The organism is Amygdalobacter nucleatus (assembly GCF_029167365.1).
In the GTDB taxonomy this organism is placed as follows: Bacteria; Bacillota; Clostridia; order Saccharofermentanales; family Fastidiosipilaceae; genus Amygdalobacter; species Amygdalobacter nucleatus.
The window spans coordinates 980,258-999,769 of the sequence record NZ_JARFNM010000001.1 but is presented as its reverse complement, the minus strand read 5'-3'; the positions used below and the strand labels follow the sequence as shown (position 1 = coordinate 999,769).

16 protein-coding genes and 1 tRNA gene are annotated in these 19,512 nt (G+C 38.9%); 1 reads left to right on the top strand and 16 read right to left on the bottom strand.

From position 1 onward, the window contains the following. Positions 1-240: 240 nt before the first annotated feature. Positions 241-1,326, top strand: coding sequence for a tyrosine recombinase XerC (locus PYS62_RS04525; protein WP_066715171.1), 1,086 nt, complete (start codon positions 241-243; stop codon positions 1,324-1,326). A gap of 94 nt (positions 1,327-1,420) precedes the next feature. Here PYS62_RS04525 and PYS62_RS04520 read toward each other — a convergent pair whose 3' ends face one another. The 16 genes from PYS62_RS04520 to PYS62_RS04445 form a co-directional block, all read right to left on the bottom strand. Beyond that, complete coding sequence (locus tag PYS62_RS04520) at positions 1,421-1,645, bottom strand: hypothetical protein (RefSeq protein WP_066715174.1); 225 nt, start codon at positions 1,643-1,645, stop codon at positions 1,421-1,423. A gap of 99 nt (positions 1,646-1,744) precedes the next feature. Beyond that, positions 1,745-2,248 carry an RNA chaperone Hfq gene (locus tag PYS62_RS04515; RefSeq protein ID WP_066715176.1) on the bottom strand — a complete coding sequence of 168 codons (504 nt, stop codon included), beginning with the start codon at positions 2,246-2,248 and terminating at the stop codon, positions 1,745-1,747. A 131-nt stretch (positions 2,249-2,379) separates the two neighbouring features. Further along, positions 2,380-3,312, bottom strand: coding sequence for a tRNA (adenosine(37)-N6)-dimethylallyltransferase MiaA (miaA, locus tag PYS62_RS04510; protein WP_066715178.1), 933 nt, complete (start codon positions 3,310-3,312; stop codon positions 2,380-2,382). Between the two features lie 14 nt (positions 3,313-3,326). After that, positions 3,327-5,513 (bottom strand): DNA mismatch repair endonuclease MutL, encoded by a 2,187-nt coding sequence (mutL, locus tag PYS62_RS04505; protein ID WP_066715179.1) that lies wholly within the window; start codon positions 5,511-5,513, stop codon positions 3,327-3,329. Positions 5,514-5,560: 47 nt separating this feature from the next. Then, on the bottom strand, positions 5,561-8,212 hold the full coding sequence (gene mutS, locus PYS62_RS04500) for a DNA mismatch repair protein MutS (RefSeq protein ID WP_066715180.1): 2,652 nt from the start codon (positions 8,210-8,212) through the stop codon (positions 5,561-5,563). 4 nt (positions 8,213-8,216) lie between these two features. After that, positions 8,217-9,737 carry a tRNA (N6-isopentenyl adenosine(37)-C2)-methylthiotransferase MiaB gene (gene miaB, locus PYS62_RS04495; RefSeq protein WP_315574161.1) on the bottom strand — a complete coding sequence of 507 codons (1,521 nt, stop codon included), beginning with the start codon at positions 9,735-9,737 and terminating at the stop codon, positions 8,217-8,219. Positions 9,738-9,773: 36 nt separating this feature from the next. Beyond that, positions 9,774-10,535: an SDR family oxidoreductase gene (locus tag PYS62_RS04490; RefSeq protein WP_066715182.1), complete on the bottom strand. Its 762-nt coding sequence runs from the start codon at positions 10,533-10,535 to the stop codon at positions 9,774-9,776. Positions 10,536-10,591: 56 nt separating this feature from the next. Next, positions 10,592-10,664, bottom strand: a tRNA-Thr gene (locus PYS62_RS04485). A gap of 96 nt (positions 10,665-10,760) precedes the next feature. Then, positions 10,761-12,362, bottom strand: a complete 1,602-nt coding sequence (locus PYS62_RS04480; RefSeq protein ID WP_066715184.1) for an ABC transporter substrate-binding protein — start codon at positions 12,360-12,362, stop codon at positions 10,761-10,763. 24 nt (positions 12,363-12,386) lie between these two features. Then, entirely contained in the window at positions 12,387-13,064 is a 678-nt protein-coding gene (locus PYS62_RS04475) for an ABC transporter ATP-binding protein (RefSeq protein WP_066715186.1), read from the bottom strand. Beyond that, on the bottom strand, positions 13,064-14,269 hold the full coding sequence (locus PYS62_RS04470) for an ABC transporter permease (RefSeq protein WP_066715189.1): 1,206 nt from the start codon (positions 14,267-14,269) through the stop codon (positions 13,064-13,066). The genes PYS62_RS04475 and PYS62_RS04470 overlap by 1 nt, the downstream gene beginning before the upstream one ends. A gap of 83 nt (positions 14,270-14,352) precedes the next feature. Beyond that, positions 14,353-14,805, bottom strand: a complete 453-nt coding sequence (locus tag PYS62_RS04465) for a DUF4418 family protein (RefSeq protein WP_066715191.1) — start codon at positions 14,803-14,805, stop codon at positions 14,353-14,355. A gap of 102 nt (positions 14,806-14,907) precedes the next feature. After that, positions 14,908-15,660, bottom strand: a complete 753-nt coding sequence (locus tag PYS62_RS04460) for an ABC transporter ATP-binding protein (protein ID WP_082714394.1) — start codon at positions 15,658-15,660, stop codon at positions 14,908-14,910. A gap of 37 nt (positions 15,661-15,697) precedes the next feature. Continuing rightward, positions 15,698-16,903: an ABC transporter permease gene (locus tag PYS62_RS04455; RefSeq protein WP_066715193.1), complete on the bottom strand. Its 1,206-nt coding sequence runs from the start codon at positions 16,901-16,903 to the stop codon at positions 15,698-15,700. A 3-nt stretch (positions 16,904-16,906) separates the two neighbouring features. Then, positions 16,907-18,190, bottom strand: a complete 1,284-nt coding sequence (locus tag PYS62_RS04450) for an ABC transporter permease (protein ID WP_066715195.1) — start codon at positions 18,188-18,190, stop codon at positions 16,907-16,909. A gap of 2 nt (positions 18,191-18,192) precedes the next feature. Further along, positions 18,193-19,485: a Fe-S-containing protein gene (locus tag PYS62_RS04445; RefSeq protein WP_066715197.1), complete on the bottom strand. Its 1,293-nt coding sequence runs from the start codon at positions 19,483-19,485 to the stop codon at positions 18,193-18,195. Positions 19,486-19,512: the final 27 nt, after the last annotated feature.

Genomic DNA, 19,512 nt, shown 5'->3' with positions numbered 1-19,512 from the left:
GATACTGAGTTAAACAAAATTATTATTTTGTTTAACTCTATAAAAGGCCACTTAGGTGAGTGATACTTTAACTTACTCTTCTTCTCAGGCCGTACAAGCATTAAAACAACAAAATTTCAAATGATACTTTTGTTATTTGCTTGTCTAATTTATGTTAAGGTCTCTACATTAAGTTTAGTTATTGTATGTTCACCACTTAAAGCTTCCAAACAAGTAATAGATTTTATCAGGGGTATTATTATGGCAAAACTTGATGACTCTAGTCACATTATTGTTGATACATTTCCGCGCTTAGATGAATTCCTAGCTTATCTAAGTGCAATCAAAGGTCGTTCGGATTTGACTATCAGAGAGTATCATTATGACTTACGCTTATTTTTCCACTGGTACTTACAGACTAAATTTGCTGATTATAAAAACATTGAATTAGATATGATTGATTTGAGATTGGTTGATGATAAGCTGCTTGCAGCAATTTCTTTGACTGATTTTTATCAATATATTGCTTGGTTAGCAACTAAGCGAAATGCTTCAGTGGCTAATCGAGCTAGAAAGTGTTCAAGTCTAAAGACTTTCTTCAAATTCCTCAGTCAAAAAATTCATATTCTAAAGGTTGACCCAGCTAGTGAGCTTGAATTACCACGCCAATATAAACGTTTACCGAAATATCTTAATTTAGAGCAAACGCAATCGTTATTAGATTCAAGCTTGAAGACAATGGCTACCGATTATAAATACAGCCCAGCTTTAGAGAAAAGTTTGGCTCTACGCAACTATTGTATCTTGATTCTCTTCTTGAACTGTGGCATGCGTTTGTCTGAATTACAGAAGTTAAACTGCCAAGATATTAATCAAAATGAGCGAACCTTAAGAGTTATTGGTAAAGGTAATAAAGAACGGACAATCTATCTGAATGACGCTTGTATTGATGCTTTGCAGCACTATATGAATGTTAGATTGCCGGCTGCGAAGAATTATAAAGCCGCCTTATTCATTTCAAGACAAGGTAACAGATTATCACGTAGTATGATTCAGCACATGATCAAACAGACTTTAAGTGAAGCTGGTTTAGCCAATTATAATTTCAGTGTGCATAAGCTTAGACATACAGCTGCGACTTTGATGTATCAATTTGGCCATGTCGATATTCGTTCATTGCAAGAGATTCTTGGCCATGAGAGCGTAGCAACTACTGAGATTTACACGCATACGAATGAGGAATTATTACATCAAGCTGTTGAAAGTAATCCTCTGGCGAATAAAAAATTGCCGAAAGCCGTTGAAACAGAAACTGCTAATGAGCAAAGTAAAGCTAATAAAAAGTAAAACTAATAGATAGTTACGGTTTGCTCAAGCTGAGCTTATCAAGGCATAGTTAAAAGGGAGCTTGTTTTAAGCTCCCTTTTTCATAAAATCTAAATTAGAGTAAGCCAAAGATAGTCAATATATCACAAATCTTGCCCCATGGCTTAATCGCTATGATGAAAATCAATATGACAACACAGGCTGCCACTAGAAAAATATATTGATATAAAGTTTGTTTCTGGCGTTCAAAGAATCTAACTCTTTTAGCTTGTTTGACAGTTTTATAGCCCTTAAATCGATAATGCTTATTGGGGCCGTTTCTTTTTAATTTTAACTTCATACTAACTTTAAACCTCGCTAAACGAATTATACTAGAAAATGGTCGCTGACAGCAAATTGTCTAGCGACCATTAATTTTAACTAACTAAAGCGCTAATTTCTAGGCAACGGAATTATATTTCTGTTCACCTGATGATTTATGCAATTTATCGCTTAACGTTTGTTTAAGAGCTAAAAATTGAATAGCCTGTTTCTTATTGTTACTTACATCCGATTTAACCCGATATTTAGCCATTCTTTCTTCTAATGTCAATACAACACGGGCAGGTTGAAAGGCATAGCTTAAATCAGATTGCATCAGTGCTTCTACTTTATCTGGTTCAACGGGTGTCAAAAGTGCAATTGCTGTCTTATAAATTAAGTAATAGCGCTGTTTAGCGTGAAACAGTATAACCCAATTATCAAACGCCTCAATCACACCACGTTGACTACTATCAGATTGCAAAAACAAATCAAGTAAAATTTGTTCACTTATACAGACAGATAAAAAACGATCTTGCAAACTATTATTACGCAAACTATCAGAACTGGTCAAAGACGCTAGGCTCTGATTGTTAAAAGACTTTTTATATTCCCCTGTTTGGAAAGCATAATTACTAGCCATAAACAACCCTCTCTTTTGGTTGAGATTTTAAACAACGTTGTTTATTGAGCTCATTATTTGCTTTGGCCGTTAATTATCTTTTGCCTCAAATAGACGCATTTACTTTAAAATATGCGTCTTATTGTATCAATTTATAGGCTTTGGCGAATAAAATTAAGCTGGCTAGCAATACCTGTTTGTGGATCCAAGTAATTGATTGGTAATTTGCGCATGATTGATAATTGCCGTTTGGCGTAATGTCTAGAGTTTAATTTAAGCTGATTGATAGCTGTTTCTAAACTAATTTCAGCCTGAAAATAAGGAAAAAATTCTTTGTAACCGATAGCTTGCAAACAGCTTGTACTCAAATTTTCTCTGTTAATATATACCCATTTCGCTTCTTCTAACAAACCAGCTTTTAGCATCAAATCCACCCGCTGATTAATGCGTTGATAAAGTACTTCCCTTGGCCAATTATAGGCAAAAAGCAAGTAATTATCATTCTTACTTTTTTCTAAATTACGTGGATCTTTCTCAGATGCTAGACAGCCTGTTTTGCAAATTTCTAAAGCACGAATAATGCGTTTCATATCATTGGGATGCACCTGTTGAGCTCGTTTCAGATCTACTTCACATAACTTAAGGTAGACAGGATTTTGGCTATTATCATCTGAGTCTTTGGCGTAGTCTTGATAAGATGCTTGTAAATTAGCACGATATTCAGCATCTTCTGCGATACTATCTGTATAATTATCTTCACGCCATAAAGCCAATAAATATTGCAAAGAACCGCCTGCCAGGATATATGGCTGCTTTTTGGCTTCTAATTCATTAACTGTATCGGTATAATCTTTCAAAAAATCAGCTATTGAATAATTGACATTCGCTGCAACTATATCAATCAGATGGTGCTGAATGGTTTTCCTCTCCTCCACACTAGCTTTGGCGGTGCCTATATCTAACTTTTGATAAATTTGCATAGAATCTAAGGAAATAATATCTGCCTTAAGTTCTTTAGCGAGAGCTAGAGAGAGATTGGTTTTGCCACTAGCAGTTGGACCGATAATTGCAATCACCTGTTTCATTTTATCAGTCCTTTCTATAATTTGCGCTTAAAAGCTTTTTCAATATTCAAGCGTGTAATTTGAAGACAAGTTGGCCGACCATGTGGGCATTGGAAAGGGTTTTGGCAAGCTAAAAGTTGGGGGATCAACTTTTGAATGCGTTCTGGTGCGACATAATCATTGGCCATGATGGAGCTACGGCAAGCTCTGCGCGCAATTAGGCGTTCTTTTTTGGCTAATTTATTTTCAGTTTGTTGCCACGTTTGTTCACTAAGATCGCTGATAAATTCGCTAATCAGGCGGGCAAAATCAGCCTGGACATCTGTCGTATTGACTGTTAGTAAGGCGAATTCAGTAGTTGATTTTGCCTCCAGTTGATAGCCATTTTCAGCCAACAAGGTAAGATTATCTTTTAATAAGATAGCCTCTGTAACTGGTAAACTGAACTCATACGGCACTAATAATTGTTGGCAATTAGCTTGTTTATTGGGTGTAGTTTGTACTTTTAGCAAGAGCTCATAATTGATTCTTTCATGCATGGCGTGTTGATCAACAATCAACAGGCAGTCAGGCACGTTAAATAATAAATAAGTACCATGCAATTGGCCAAGGTAATCAGCTGTGCTTAACTTATTTAGTTCGGCAAAATTGCCGTCAATGCGCTTTAGTTCAGTGCTAGCTAAGTTAGGCAAGGTAATTTCAGCCTTAGCTTGCGTATAATTGCTTGTTAAATTTGTGTTCAGCTTGCTATTTGCATCAATTTCACTATTAGTTTCTGAATGAGTGACATGATAATTAGTCAAAGGTTCATGTAAGCTAAGCTGAGCTTGACTGGATGGGGCCTTGTTAGCTTCCGTTTGAGGCGCTTTGATGCAGGCATTATCTATCTGTGTAGTTACAGGTGTATCTCCTAAATTAGGCGTTTTTACAGCTAGATTTTGGGCATAATTAGGCATTATTATTACTTCAGCTTGAGAGTTAGCTAAGTTAAGCTGCCTTTTGCCTACCTCTACTTTAGAAAAAGTGCTAATTCGTTCTAAACTTGGCTTAGCTTGAACATTCTTTATTGGCGCCTTATCTATAATTTCTGCTTCTTGCGTAGCCTTAGTTTGTTTAGTGCCCTGACTTGTAGCTTGTTTAGGCGTTTCAGAAGCTTGCATTGGCTCGGCTACTTGTTCTGCATTAGCTATTTGTGCATTTACACTGTAAAGCTCCGAGCTTGCTTTCTCGAAGCTTTCAGCCATCGCCTGCCTTACTTGGTAATAGACAGAGCGGTAAACTTCATTATCATTCCAAAATCTAACTTCTAACTTGCGTGGATGCACGTTCACATCAACTAAGTTAGGTGGCAAATTTAGAAACAAGAAAGCAACCGGGAACGTTCTTGTCATGAGATATGGCTGCATCGCAGCTTCTAAAGCTTTGGTTACGACGCTTGAATTAAAGGCACGTTTGTTGATGAAAAAGTATTCCATGCGCCTTGATTTACGGCTTAAATTGGCACGTGCGACAAAGCCTTTACAGACTAGATTGTAATTATCATCGCCATAAATTGGCACTAAAGCATCAGCTACATCTGAGCCAAACAAAGCTTGTACAGCGCTCAACAAGTCGTTGTTACCAGGCGTTTGTAAAAGTAATTTGCTATTGCTAGATAAAGTAAAAGCGACATTATGAGCAGCCAAAGCTTCTTCCGTAACAATTCTTGTGATAGCTTGCACTTCGCCTTGATCTTTTTTCAAGAACTTAAAACGAGCTGGCACATTGTAAAATAAGTCACGGACAATTAATTGCGTCCCGTCACTTAAAGCTGCCGTTTCAGCTTTAATTAACTTAGATGCGGCAAATTCAACTTTATACGCATGTTCCTGCTCTCTAGGTTTACTGATTAGAGTGACACGGCTGATAGCAGCAATGGAAGCTAAAGCTTCACCCCGAAAGCCCATAGTCATTAGGGTATGTAAATCATTAATGTCGGTCAATTTGCTCGTAGCATGATTACTAAAAGCAAGCACGCATTCAGATTGAGGGATGCCAATGCCGTTATCTTGAATTCTAATCTCACTGATACCACCATTTTGGACAGCAATATCAATGCGGGTTGCTTTGGCATCGATTGCATTCTCAATCAGTTCTTTGACGACTGAAGCGGGGCGTTCAATCACCTCACCGGCAGCAATCTGTTGAATTGTGGCGGCATCTAATTGTTTAATATGCCCCATACTTCTCTCCTTTACCTCTAATTAGTTTTCGCTTAGGTCATTTAGTTTTAGTTTAAGCTATTTAGTTTTCTCGTTGCCTGAACTAAATCATTCAGTTTGTGTAAAGCATCTAACGGGCTTAACTGGTTAATATCTATCTTTTGTAAGTTAGCCAATAATTCATCTTTTTTCGCTTGTTCTGGTGAAAAAAGTTGCACCTGATTAGCCATGGGCTGCTCACATTTGCTGATAGTTAATTTGTTCTGATAAATTTGCTTGCCAAGCTCTTCCATTATAGAATTGGCCCTCTCTGTGATAGATTTAGGTAAACCTGCTAATTTGGCAACCTCTACACCGTATGACTGGTCAGTTCCCCCTGCTTTTATCTTATGCAAAAAGGTAATACTGTCGTTAGTCTCAGCGACTGTCACATGATAATTACGGATACTTTTGAATTGTTTAGCTAATTTTATAAGTTCATGGTAATGAGTAGCAAACAAAGTTCTTGCTTTAAGTGCTGCATCTGAATTCAAAGCTTCGCAGATAGCCCAAGCGATAGATAGACCATCAGCTGTGCCTGTTCCACGACCAATTTCGTCTAGTATCAGTAAGGAGTTATGCGTCATATTATGCAAAATATAGGCCATTTCTTGCATTTCAACCATGAAAGTTGATTTGCCTAGACCTAAATCATCTGAGGCACCGATACGGGTGAAGATCTGATCAACGGGACTCAGTTGACAGCTAGTAGCTGGCACAAATGAACCAATTTGCGCCAACAAGCAAATCAAGGCAATCTGACGCATATAAGTTGATTTACCGGCCATATTCGGGCCAGTTAACAAAATAAAATGATTATCGGCATCTAGCTCACAATCATTAGCAACAAAATTAGCCCGACCAGCTAGTTTTTCTAAGACAGCATGTCTGGCTGCTTTCAGATTCAGGCACTTAGTTTCCACAAATTCTGGACAACAATAATCTGCCTGTTCAGCTTGTTCGGCAAAGCTCTGTAAAACATCTAATTGGCTTAGAATTTGTGCATTTAACTGATAAGCTTTGATTTCAGTCTTAACTTGGTCACGCACTTGATTGAAAAGCTCTAATTCAACGCTATATAATTTAGTTTCTGCACCTAAAATCTCATTTTCGCGTACTTTTAGCTCTTTAGTGGTGAAGCGTTCATTATTAACTAAAGTTTGGCGACGAATATAGTAATCTGGCACCAAATTTAAGTTTAATTTCGATACTTCTAGGAAATAGCCATGAATACGGCTGTAACCTATCTTCATATTTTTGATGCCCGTCTTATCTTTTTCAGCTTGCACATAAGCATCGAACCACGTTTGACTATCTGTTTTTACAGAACGTAAGTGGTCAAGTTCAGCTGAAAATTTCGGCTTGATAATGCCGCCATCTTTAATGATATTAGTGCAATCAGGTGCAATAGACTGATTGATTAAATCGACAATTTCTGGTAAAGGCTGTAAGTTTTCTGCTAAATTCGTTAAATTAGGGTCAGCCAAACTAGCTAAAATCTGCTTAAAGGCCGGAATTAGCTCCAAGCTATCTTTGATTGCCAATAAATCGCGCGGCAAGACTGTGCCGTTACCTAATTTGCCAGCTAAACGTTCAATATCGTAAACTTGGCCGATTAAATCCCTTAAATTTTGCCGTTCGCGGTAGTTTGCCAACAAAGTTTGCACAATGTTCTGGCGACTTTTAATTTCTTTGACGTCTAAAAGCGGTTTTTCTAGCCATTGCTTTAAGAGTCTTAGGCCCATGGCACTCTTTGTCTGATCGATAGCCCACAAGAGACTACCTTTCTTTTTCTTTTCACGTAAAGTCGTAAATAGCTCCAAATTAGCTTGGGAAGCTGCGTCAATTTGCAGGTAGTCGCTGATGCGATAAAATTGCAATTTCTGAAGATGGCTAGGCAGACTGTGCTGTGTTTTTAAGACGTAGTTTAATAATGCTAAAATGGCGCCATAAGCTAAGGCCTGAGTTGACTCTAACTTATCAGGCAACAAATCCTCAAGCTTAAAATCGAAAGGTAAATAGGTTTTGTCTAAGCTTTGATAGTTAGTTTCAGGCAGATAATTAATATTCAAATTGATCTGTTCAAGACTTTTAGCCAAAGGCTGATTTTGCATACTACAAGGCAAAAGATATTCGCCAGCTTGATAATTAACCAGTTCGTTGAACAAGGTCTTATCTGTTAAACCCAAATTGATTTGACAAGCCAAAAACTGACCAGACACTAACTCAAGTACGGCTAAGCCGTAGTAATTTTTTTGCTGATAGCAGGCAACTAGCCAGTTATTGCTAGCTTTATCTATAGCACTGACATCTGTTTGGGTACCTGTGGTAATTAAACGGGTAATTTCACGCTTAACTAGGCCTTTAGCTAAGGCTGGATCTTCAACTTGATCGCAGACAGCTAGTTTATAACCTTTGGCCAATAAGCGATTAATGTAGTTATCTACGGCATGATGTGGCATACCACACATGGGTACTCGCTCACTTAAACCAGCATCACGACCGGTTAAAACGAGCTCCAACTCCCTAGCTACTATTTCAGCGTCATCAAAAAACAGTTCGTAAAAGTCGCCCAAACGATACAACAAAAGATAGTCATCATACTCTTGATGAGTTAGGCAATACTGGCGCATCATAGGGCTTAATTCAGGTTTGGCTAAAGCTGATTGATACTGTTTCATCTCCCTATGCCTCAGCTATGTTTAAGCTAGAATGATCTAGCTCATCATCGCTTTCTAACTCTAATCCAGAGACGTATTCACCTGTCAATGAGAAGGTTTTAGCCTCAGTAATACGAACTTTACAGAACTTACCTTCTAAGTAATCACCTTTGAAGGAAGCTGGCTGATTTATAAGTCGCCCTGGCCAAATGCTATCTGGAACAGAGAAGTTAATTAAGAAATTGTCGGAACTTCGGCCTGTATAGCGATCATCAACATGGTCAGATACACCTTCAATCAAAACTTCACAGATACGCCCAACTTGAGCTTGCGCAATCTCAAGACTATGCTCATTTTGCATATTGACTAGGCGTTGGAAGCGTTCATCGACAATTTCTTGGGGAATTTGCTCTTCTAAAGCAGCTGGCGTATTTGGCCTTGGGGAATATTGGAAAGTGTAGCTTGTAGCGTATCTAACTTTTTCCATAATCGCCAATGTCTGCTCAAAATCTGCTTCTTCTTCGCCAGGAAAACCAACAATAATATCTGTACTAAATTTCAAATCAGGTATACGTTTTCTAGCCTCATCGACAATCATCATATACCGTTCAATATTATAATGGCGGTTCATGGCTTTTAGGACCTTGTCACTGCCTGATTGTAACGGCAAATGTAAATGGCGTTCAACATTTGGATAAGCTTGCATAACATCTAGCAATTCTAAAGAAATATCTTTCGGATGACTCGTCATAAAGCGCAAACGCTTGATACCTGTTTGAGCACATCTTTTCACAAGCTCGGCAAAGGCATTGGGATAGGCTTTACGATATTCACGAATTTCTTTGCCATAAGAGTCAACATTTTGGCCCAATAACATAACTTCGCTATAACCTTCTTTGACCAGGTCCTCAACTTCATGCACAATATCGTCCATGTTTCTGGAACGCTCCCTGCCGCGTGTATGTGGTACGACACAGAAAGTGCAGAAATTATTGCAACCAAACATAATGCTGACCAAAGCACGATATTTGCGCTCTCTTAAAATTGGTTGATCTTCAGCAATCAATTCATCATTGCTAATGTCATAGACACGGCGGCTGCCTCTTAAACGTCGATTCAAAATCTCAGGCAAGCGCCAAATATCTGAAGGACCGAACATGATGTCGACAAAGCGATAGCTCCGCTTCACTCTTTCAACGTAAATTTCTTGTTTCATCATGCAACCGCAAACACCTACAATTAAATTAGGATTATTGCGTTTCATGGCTTTAAGTTCACCCAAATTACCATAAAAACGACCAGCAGCATTCTCTCTGATACTACATGTGTTGATCAAAATAATATCAGCTTTTTGGATGTCGTCAGTCTTTGTTAGGCCCATTTCAGTCAATAGACCACCTACTTTTTCTGAGTCATTTTCATTCAATTGACAACCAAATGTACTGATATAAAACTGTTTACCTCTGCCCCATAACGCCTTGTTTTCGATACACAAGTCACGTTGGCGCTGTAAATCTTCTTCACTTACACGTTTGAATTTGATCAAATTTGCTACCTCATCATCTCTCATATTAATTAAATTTTATAGGTAAGATCCGCTAACTTCAAGTATTTGACCATTTACATAACTAGCTTGATCGCTAGCCAAAAAGGCAATAACCGAAGCTATTTCTTTAGCCGTTCCTTGACGTTGTAAGAGTGAATGTTCATTGACAAAATCACTCTGTTCATTATCCGTAAAAATAGCATTCATCGAACTTGTAAACATGCCTGGTGCGACTGCATTTACCTTGATTGGGAAGGAATATAATTCTTTGGCCAAAGCCTTTGTCAGGCTGTTAATAGCACCTTTACTTGCTGAATATAAAACTTCCATACTGGCACCATAATTGCCCCAAATTGAACTTATATTGATGATTTGGGCAGTTTGCTTCAATGAAGTTGCTTGCTTTAATTTGGGCAAACAAGCTTTAGCTATAAGCATGGGCGCAGCGATATTGACATTGAGCACGTTTTGTATTTCAGTGACTGTTAAATCATCAATTTGGCAATAACTATCAAGTGCTGCGTTATTGACCAACAAATTGAGCTTCGTAAGCTTAGTTAAAGCTGTCTGACAGCTACTTTCTAAAGTAGAGAGCTTGCTGAAATCAGCCTGCCAAGTTGAAAATTCTTGTCTAGAATAAGCTTGCGTCAACGTATTCAATAAAGTTTGTATGCGCTCTTCCCCGTGACTGTAATGCAAAATTAAAGACCAGCCTTGTTCAGCTAATGTCAAAGCTAAAGCTTGGCCGAGGCTACCGCTAGCACCTGTGATTAGAGCAAATTTGTTCGCTATTTCCATCGCTTCTCTCCAATCTGGATAATAAAAAAGCCGCAACCTAAGTTACGGCTTAATCAAGCTGGTGAACGGATTCGAACCCCTGACCTGCTGATTACAAATCAGCTGCTCTACCTACTGAGCTACACCAGCGTCAACAGGCGATAGTATCTCATATTTATAAGAGATTGTCAAGCAAGATGAATGTGAACATTTTGCAACTTGAAATTTCGATTATAAATTGGCGTTTTAATGCCACTGCAGGTCACTTAAGAGCATTTTACCAGTTTTATCAACGCTAACACCAATCAAACCTGGTCTAACCATGAGTAAGGCATTGCGTGAAGTTAGTGGCAAGATACTATTTGTACTTGCTAGATTTTGCCATAAAGCATTGATCGACTCAGCTTGATCATACTTGGCATCACCGTCAGTCCAGATGATGGCTGCTTCTGCTTTATCCAGCTTAATAGTTTTTTTTAAGTCCCAGAGCCTAAGTAGACTATTCATTTCACCATCAGGTGCAATGTCTGTACAATATTTAAAGTCAGGCACGCTATTTGCCTTAGCTTGCCGTTGCAAACGAAAACGGATTTTCAAGGCATTCAGCCAATCTTTACTACTTGCAACTAACAGCCGATTTTCCAAAATCGTAGGTCCAGCCACACCGATTGTTTCAACTTCTTTTAATTCAGTTAAATCAGTTTCAGTTAAGCCTTTATCTAGAACTTGTGCAGCTTTTTCACGCTCAACTTGGGTTGGAGTTTTGCGTTCAGGCCAGACTTCTGAATTATCTTGTAAGATCACATTGGCTTGAAATGGCGCATCTAAAAGCGCATACAATGCTTGTCGCTTTTCAGGTACGGAAAATAGCTTATGGGCTTGATTCTGTAATTTGATATAGCCTAAGCGGGCCATAGGGAAAATTAGCTTTTCGGCACTACGTAAAGCAGCCTCACGCCGATCTTTGGCAATTGAATAGAATGGTTCACCGATGAAGTCAAGATTACCAGCATGATAAGCCTCATAAGCTTGAATTTCATCAGCGATGATTGCTATGTTGATGTCTTTTAGCCAAACATTGATCGCATCCCAATATGTAGAATTGCCCTGCAATTTAATTGCCTTATCACTTTGCTCAGCTAAGACGTAAGCCCCGTTATACAAGGCTTTACCATCACTAGTTGATTTAGTTGGATAGAAAAAACTTTGACTTAACCAGGCTGGGAAATTGGCTAAAGGTCTAGTCAGTTTGACAATCAAGCTATCACCTTGAACCTTGATCCCAACTTCGGAAGCTGCTGCTTTTCCTACACTGTAAGCTTCAGCATTTTCGATGATAAAACCACGATAAGCTTCAGATTGTAAGTTTTCAGTTTGTCCGTTCACAGATCTTGCGTTTTCAGGTTTTTGCTTAGCTAAATTCAGATGTTCAAGCCAACTTCTACGATAATCTTCAGCCGTCAGTTTGCTACCATCAGACCATTTAAGATCATCACGCAATTTAATTTGCCAAATCGTGGCAGCTTGATTCGGCGTGATTTTTTCTGCCTGTTGCAAGCGTACACGATTATTATGCAAAGTCACCAAACCTTCGTAAACTTGGTCAATCAGGGCCTTTTCAGCCAGTGTCTGAGGCAAGTCTGGGCGCCAATGTCTGGGTGCTGTTTGGATTGCTATATTCAAATCTTTGCGGCTAATTTTGACAAAGGCTGGAGCATTTTGGCTCTTTTGCAAATCTTTTTCCGCTTGTGAAAGTTTGTTACTGCAAGCTGCCTGGCCTAATAATAGAAGCAAGGCCAAACTATATGTTAATAGCTTCTTTAGTATAAGTAGCCATTTTTTAGTCATTAATCAGTCACCTATCCTCTATCTCTAGCTAATTATGCCCTTTTCTTTGAATTTACCACTTGCCAATTCAAGTACACGATCGCCATAACTTAATGTATCATACTCGTGCGTAACAACAATCAAAGTCGTAGCGCATTTTTGGTTTATTCGTTGGAATAATTCCATAACCTCTTTGGTTTTAGCTGGGTCTAAATCAGAAGTTGGCTCATCGGCTAACAATAATTTAGGCGCCATCATTAGAGCGCGTGCAATTAGAACACGCCGAATCTCACCACCTGACAAAGTATGTGGGAAAGCGTCTTTCAAATCGCTAATTCCAAGTTCGTCCAATAAGTACAAAACTCTGCCCTCAGCATCTTCGTTTTGCTTACTTAAGTACCAAGGCAAAGCAATGTTATCAAATACATTCAAAGCTGAAAGCAAAGTTGGCATCTGCGGAACTATTCCGATATTGTGATTGCGGAAAATAGCCCGTTCTTCATCACCTAAGGTTGAAAATGCTTCATTAGCGATGTTTATCGTACCAGAATCAGCTGTAAGTAAACCAGCTATCAGGCTGAGCAAGGTTGATTTGCCGCTACCAGAATGGCCGATAATATGCAGAAATTCACCATCTTTAACGGTTAAATCGACATGATCTACGGCTGTAACGACTTTTTCTCCACGCTTGTATGTTTTCGTTAATCCTTTAATTTCCAGCATCAGTCTGTCTCCCTCATACTTGTATAAGCGTCACGCTTGCTAACTTTCCAAGCAGCTGGCAAAGAAGCAAGTGGGCCAACTAGCATACCGACAATAACTGTAACCAAGCTATAAAATACATAGACTTGCCAACTTGGATTAGGTAAAGGAATAGACCATTTATTCACAAGCAATGGGTAGCTTATCAAAGTTAAAAGTAAGCCTACGAGCGCACCAGTAATGCTGCCAACACTACTTAATTGCCAAGCTTCCAGTAGAACGATTTTTCTTAACTGCTTTCTAGTAGCACCCAAAATTCTTAAAGCACTTAATTCCCGTTTCCGCTCATTGATCATAGTTGTATAGCTCATAGCTAAAATAATTAGCGCCATCACCCATAGTAGCACGAGCGAGAATTTGATTAAGCCAGCTAACATATAAAGTTTATCAGCTAAATCATTAACAAAGCTCTTACTAGCCATAGCAAAAATGCCACGATTACTTAAGTTCTTTGAGATATTACCAGCTACTTTGATTGGATCTAAGCCAGATTTGACCTTGACCATGACAACGCTAACTTGACTATTATCAACAGCTTTTTGCACACCTTTTCTTTCACTAGCTTTAACTAACATTTTGGCTGTATTCATATTGACAAAAACAGTACCATCAAATCCCATGCCAGTTTTACTCAGACGGCCAGCAATTTTAAGTTCCTTACCGAAAAATCTAATTTTTTCGCCCGCTTCACCAATAATATTATGGCCCGCTAAAACTTCACCATCGGCCATATCTCTAGGCAAAGTTTGCTTGAGCCAAGCTTGGACTAGGAAGTCAGTTTTAGTGTCGATACCAATAATTTGTAAAGGATAAGAACAGCAAGAAGCTGACAAAGTAGCAATATAGAGCTGTGGTGTAACTTGCTTTACGCCAGGTTGCTCTTCCAACAAATCAAGTGTATCTGCTGGTAGATAGAATGTAGAAGGTTCGCCTTTCAACAAAACATCTTCAACGTTACTCTTGTAGCCTGAAGGTACGACCATGATATCGGCCCCCATTTTGTTGGAAATGCGCATGATACCGTCAGATAAAGCGCTGATAAATAATGAGCCAGATAAAATGGCTAAGCTAAACAAAAAGACAACGAGTAACAGGAAGAAGCTGCGCAGAGGTTTACTTTGAATATTAGCCTTAGCTAACTTTCGGAAACTAAATTTAGTTCGCATAAATCTCCTTTATTTTCTCTAAATTAAGTTATAGACCAAGCTTGAACAGCTTGGCCTATACAAGAAGTTTTATAGTTTAAGCACTAGTCTTTTTTCGTAACGTATTGCATACCCAAATAAATGAGCGCCAATAGCACAACGATTAAGAGGCAAATGCTACAACCCCTGAAGCTTGTCCAGCAACGCATTGGTTTCATGCAAAGACCAATCAACTTAGTCTTACCATTCATTGTTGTGCCGACAGCAATTGGAATGATCTTAGTTGGAATCATATAGGCAATTGCAGCAATTACAATTTGTGCAAAAGGCAAAATTTTATGGACAAGGGCATTCTTGTTAGTTAAATTGACTATAGCTAGGACAAAGAGGACAATACCAACTACGGTTTCCAAAATGCCTGTATAGTAACAAGACATATGCATACCATTTTTCATCGGACCGCATACAGGCAAAATGATGAATGACATGGCTGCTAAGATGACAGCGACGATTATTTGCAGATAATTGATTGTCTGCAAGGATCTATTTGTGTGCATAAAGCACCTCCTAAATTTTTATTCTTAAGACAGTAAACTGCCTTTAATTGCCTAATATATTTAAGTGTTATCGTTTCCAGTAATTGCTTAATTACAAGGCAACTACTTTTTCAAATTGATAATATCTTTGATTTTGCCGTAATCGAGGATCACTTTTCGTTCAGCTTCCTCACCTACTTCAGGATCATGGGTAACGACGACAATAGTTGCGCCTTCTTTATGTAATTCACGCAAAATGTTAATCACGATGTTCTCATTTGCTTCATCGAGGTTACCTGTTGGTTCATCAGCTAAAATGATTTCAGGATTATTGATTAAGGCTCGTGCTATGCATACGCGCTGTTGCTCACCACCTGACAATTGGTTCGGCAGATGCTTAGCTCTATCTTTTAGACCAACTTTTTCTAATGCAGCTAAAGCTTCTTTTTCATCCGGCATACTGTGATAGTATTGCGCAACCATGACATTTTCTAAAGCTGTCAAATATTGAATCAGATGAAACTGTTGGAAAATCAAACCGATTTTTTCGCGGCGAATTGTCGTCAATTCCTGCTGACTCTTCTTCGTAATATCTTCACCATCCAGATAAACAGCTCCAGCTACGGGCTTATCCATGCAGCCAATGATGTTCATCATTGTTGTTTTACCAGAACCTGATGAACCCATGATTGATAGCCATTCACCCTTATGTACATCCAAATTAATATCTTGCAAAGCTTTAACTGTTGCATAAATTTTGGATACACCTCTAACTGACAAAATAACTGGCCGTGGATCTGTATCGCCAGGCAAGCGTTCAATCTGCTCACTTGAACTTATTTTGTTCGCATCTACTTCTAATTTATATTTTGCCATAATTATCTCCTGTTATTTGGGTTCTTATTGTTGCTCATCATTCGCCTCTAAGTACCAAGGCTGGATCAATGCTGGTAGCTTGTTTAACTGGCCAAATACTTGCTAACACAGTGATCACCACCGCTAAACTCAAAGTCAGCGGAATAATCCACCATGAAAATTCAATGGTTCGACCAAAGACACTCAAGCTAACTTGTTGGGCAAAGTAAAAGCCTAAGCCAACTCCTAAGCCACCGCCTAAGATACCTAAACTAGCACCTTCACCGATAAATTCAGAAATAATACTCTTGTCGGAAGCACCTAAGGCTTTCTTCAAACCAATTTCTTTGCGGCGTTCTGTGACCACGGCGAGCATAGTTGTAAAGACAGAAATTACAGTCAAAAGTAAAACAACTACATCAACTAAAAGGACTAGAACTTGCAATTTGCCAAGCACGATGTCCTGAGATTGTGTCACACGTCTAACTGGCCTTGCTACAACACCTGGGACTTTATCTGCTATTTCAGTGGCTAATGCTTCCAATTCTTCATTATCAGCTTCTATACTGCACTCAATACCGTCCAAGCGTAATTCCTTATCTTGCAACATTTCATTAAGCATACCTAAGTTGATGAAAATGAAGCTCTCTTCAGCGCCGCCAGTCGTGATAATACCTTTTACATGTAACTTAACACGGTAGTAATCTTTGAAGGCATCCTTTTTCTTGTAATCTTCAGCTGTATGGGTCACTTTAGTTGCAATAATATCACGACCATATAAAACACCTTGAATGGTAAATGTATCACCGACTGATAAACTCAAAGTCTTAGCAACTTCTTTACCAATCATCACTTGTTCTTTATCGTCATTGTTTGACCACTCACCGTCAATGTACCAGAATGGGCTATTTTTCTTAGCTTCATCCATATAAGTTCCAGCAAGAATATAAGGATGCTGGTTAATCTTAGCTGTTTCATAACGATAAGGAGCCAAACCAACTAACTTTTTCTTTTCTAAAATCTCTTGTAGAGCTTTGAATTGCTCTTGGTTGATCTTCTTGTCACCGCCAGCTATAACCATGAAATTCGCACCATACGATCTAAATTCCTTGCCTAATTGACGTGGAATATCGTAGTAAATCGTGATCATACCTGACATTATGGTGGAACCAATGGCCACAGCTAGTAAAGCGATGAGCATACGTGAGCGCCTTCTTAAGAGTGAGCTCAAAATCATCTTAAAATACATAGATCTAGCGCGCATTTTTTACCTCCCGTGCAAAACTTCCGTTGGCTTCAAGCGCAACAGATAGCGAATTGAAGGGATACTGCCCAAAAGTACAACTGCAACTAGCAACACAAGATCAATCGGAATGACCATTACGGCTAAAGGAATAGTTGTACCAAAGACAGTTAAGCCGATAATCTGCGCAAAGCCAAGGCCAATACCATAGCCAAGCACGCCACCAAATAAACCTGTCAACATAATCTCAGTCAAAATTAATAGAACTATTCTGATGTTGCGGCCGCCAATAGCTTTGATTAAGCCAATTTCTTGTCCACGTTCCATAACAGATGCTGTTACCAAGTTGCTGATACCGAGAGCTGAACCAATGGAGCTCAAAATTGTAATTAATAGCATCAACAATTTCGTTTTATTCAAAATCGTACCTTCAGACTCAGCCACCTGCCGAATTGTTTTGGCCACACCATCTCTAACTACTTCTTGAATTTGGTAGCAGATGGAACCTGTATAAGCTGTACAATACCAAGTATCACGCTCTGACGGTGAAAGTGAATCAGGATTTTGGGAAGCTCGCCTTGCTAAGTCATTATCAGGCGTGGTCAAAGCTGAAACATCAATACCAGAAATCTTGCCTGGCAAATTAGCTAATTTCTGTGCAATTGGTAAATTAACATAAGTACATTTATCTTCATCGCCTGCAGCATTAAGTAAGCCGCGGACAATCAGTTCTTCTTCTCTATCGTTCAACCTTAGTTTGATTTTGCTACCAATCTGCCAATTGTTTTCTTGTGCTAATAGATAGCCAACTAAGGCACCTTTTTCATCTGTATCTTGCAGCCATTCGCCGTCAACTCGCCACCATGTTTTTAAGTTACGGACGCCGGCTAATAGTGATTCACCAGTTGGTAAATTCAAAGGCTTGGCATACCAAGTACCAATGACTTGGGTGCTTGTATCAGAATTTGCAATATTAGCTCTAATTTTTAAGTAAGGTGCAAAATCGACAATATTGTAGCCCCAGAAAATTTGTTTGATTTTCGGTGCATCCTCTTCATACAAATACTTATCATTGACGCCTGCGCCTTCTTCTAAGCCATATAGATCATCCAGTAAAGAGGCGTCTTTCGGAACAACTCTAATATTGGCGCCGTAAACTTTTAGTTCTTTGTTGATATTATCGCCAACTCCGAGCATGACATTTAACAAAGCTGTAGCGAGCGAGATACCCAAAGCAACAGTAAAAGCAACCATTGCCATCTTCTTTTTCTGGCGGAACAGAGCGCCGCCAACCATTCTCCAAAACATAACTACGCTCCTAACGGGAAGCGATTTGCTTCCTTCTCCAAATCAGCCTTATTAATAATGATCTTGCCGTCTTTTACAACATAAGGAAATGGGACAGGATTGCAGCCACCTAAGAAACCAATTGTTGCTTTGTTCATAACAACGTCGCAGCGCTTACAAACAACTGAATCACCACGTTCGAAATAGCCAGCAATACCACAAATATTACAAGCATCAAGGCCTACACCATAGGCATTACTTTTAGGCTTTCGAACTACGATAAAGCGTATATTATGATGTTCAAATTCATATGCAAAGCGATGGAGATGGCCATCTTCAACCTGCTTCAAATCAACAATAATCTGCCGATTTTCGTCCTGATATTCCTCAGGTGCCGTCAATTTAACTGGTCTAGTGATGTAATCATTGACCACAGTTAATGTCAAAGCAGACAAAAGCATGAAAATAACTAAACTCTTAGCCCAACGCCGACAATTACGTTGCCACCATGCTTCTTTACGTCTCATAGCTGCCGTTTTGAATGTGCCAACTAATTTACGGTGCGTCAGATAGACTGCTAAGGCCGTAACCACAGCAAGCAACAAATAACTGATAGCAAAGTAAGGCAGGCATTTATCTTCGAGGATCATAATGTCAAAGATGAAATTATTACGGCTTGAAAATATGCCTAGACGTGCACCACTACTTACGCCACGTACAGACAGATGCAGAACAATTGCAGCATAATTGAGTACTGCGATCAAATATAGATGTTTATCTAGCATTCGTTTACAAGCATGGAAGACACTCAAGCCTGTCAAAAATACCAACAAAAGACCTAAGCTATAGCCTAAGAAACGGAACAAGGTACCTGTACTGATAGACTCTTCGTTAAAAGCTACAAACTCGCCTGTTTTCAAGAGAAGTTGCGGTATCAAATGCATTTGTAAAGGAATGATAGACAGGCTGAAAAAGGCCAAAGCAAGCTGCTTTAAGCCTGAATCTAATCTAAATTTAAGCTTAGTTTGTTTGACTAAAAGATAAATAATAAGAAGTACAAAACCAATTAAGGCAAAGAGCCAAGCTAATACGATTACATGCCGGTTCAAGGTTGTCAGCAAGCGCAATAATTTTTTCGGTTGCAAACGTTTAGCAATATAAACACCTGTACCAGCTACAAAACCGATAGCTGTTGCAATGTACAGTAAATAGGCTAACCACTTATCACGGCTGCGCCAGACAAAGGCTAGAGTTTGGCCATATAAATAGGCGAACAACAAGAGCAAACTTACAACATAAACAAAAAAGCTAAGCACCCAAGCCTCCTTTCTAAGCAATACTAT

Coding starts and splice junctions, on each gene's coding strand:
- PYS62_RS04480 (WP_066715184.1), bottom strand. CDS start 12,362: ATGACTAAAAAATGGCTACTTATACTAAAGAAGCTATTAACATATAGT.
- PYS62_RS04470 (WP_066715189.1), bottom strand. CDS start 14,269: ATGCGAACTAAATTTAGTTTCCGAAAGTTAGCTAAGGCTAATATTCAA.
- PYS62_RS04465 (WP_066715191.1), bottom strand. CDS start 14,805: ATGCACACAAATAGATCCTTGCAGACAATCAATTATCTGCAAATAATC.
- PYS62_RS04515 (WP_066715176.1), bottom strand. CDS start 2,248: ATGGCTAGTAATTATGCTTTCCAAACAGGGGAATATAAAAAGTCTTTT.
- PYS62_RS04450 (WP_066715195.1), bottom strand. CDS start 18,190: ATGTTTTGGAGAATGGTTGGCGGCGCTCTGTTCCGCCAGAAAAAGAAG.
- PYS62_RS04525 (WP_066715171.1), top strand. CDS start 241: ATGGCAAAACTTGATGACTCTAGTCACATTATTGTTGATACATTTCCG.
- PYS62_RS04460 (WP_082714394.1), bottom strand. CDS start 15,660: ATGGCAAAATATAAATTAGAAGTAGATGCGAACAAAATAAGTTCAAGT.
- miaA (WP_066715178.1), bottom strand. CDS start 3,312: ATGAAACAGGTGATTGCAATTATCGGTCCAACTGCTAGTGGCAAAACC.
- PYS62_RS04475 (WP_066715186.1), bottom strand. CDS start 13,064: ATGCTGGAAATTAAAGGATTAACGAAAACATACAAGCGTGGAGAAAAA.
- PYS62_RS04490 (WP_066715182.1), bottom strand. CDS start 10,535: ATGGAAATAGCGAACAAATTTGCTCTAATCACAGGTGCTAGCGGTAGC.
- PYS62_RS04520 (WP_066715174.1), bottom strand. CDS start 1,645: ATGAAGTTAAAATTAAAAAGAAACGGCCCCAATAAGCATTATCGATTT.
- mutS (WP_066715180.1), bottom strand. CDS start 8,212: ATGAAACAGTATCAATCAGCTTTAGCCAAACCTGAATTAAGCCCTATG.
- PYS62_RS04455 (WP_066715193.1), bottom strand. CDS start 16,903: ATGCGCGCTAGATCTATGTATTTTAAGATGATTTTGAGCTCACTCTTA.
- mutL (WP_066715179.1), bottom strand. CDS start 5,513: ATGGGGCATATTAAACAATTAGATGCCGCCACAATTCAACAGATTGCT.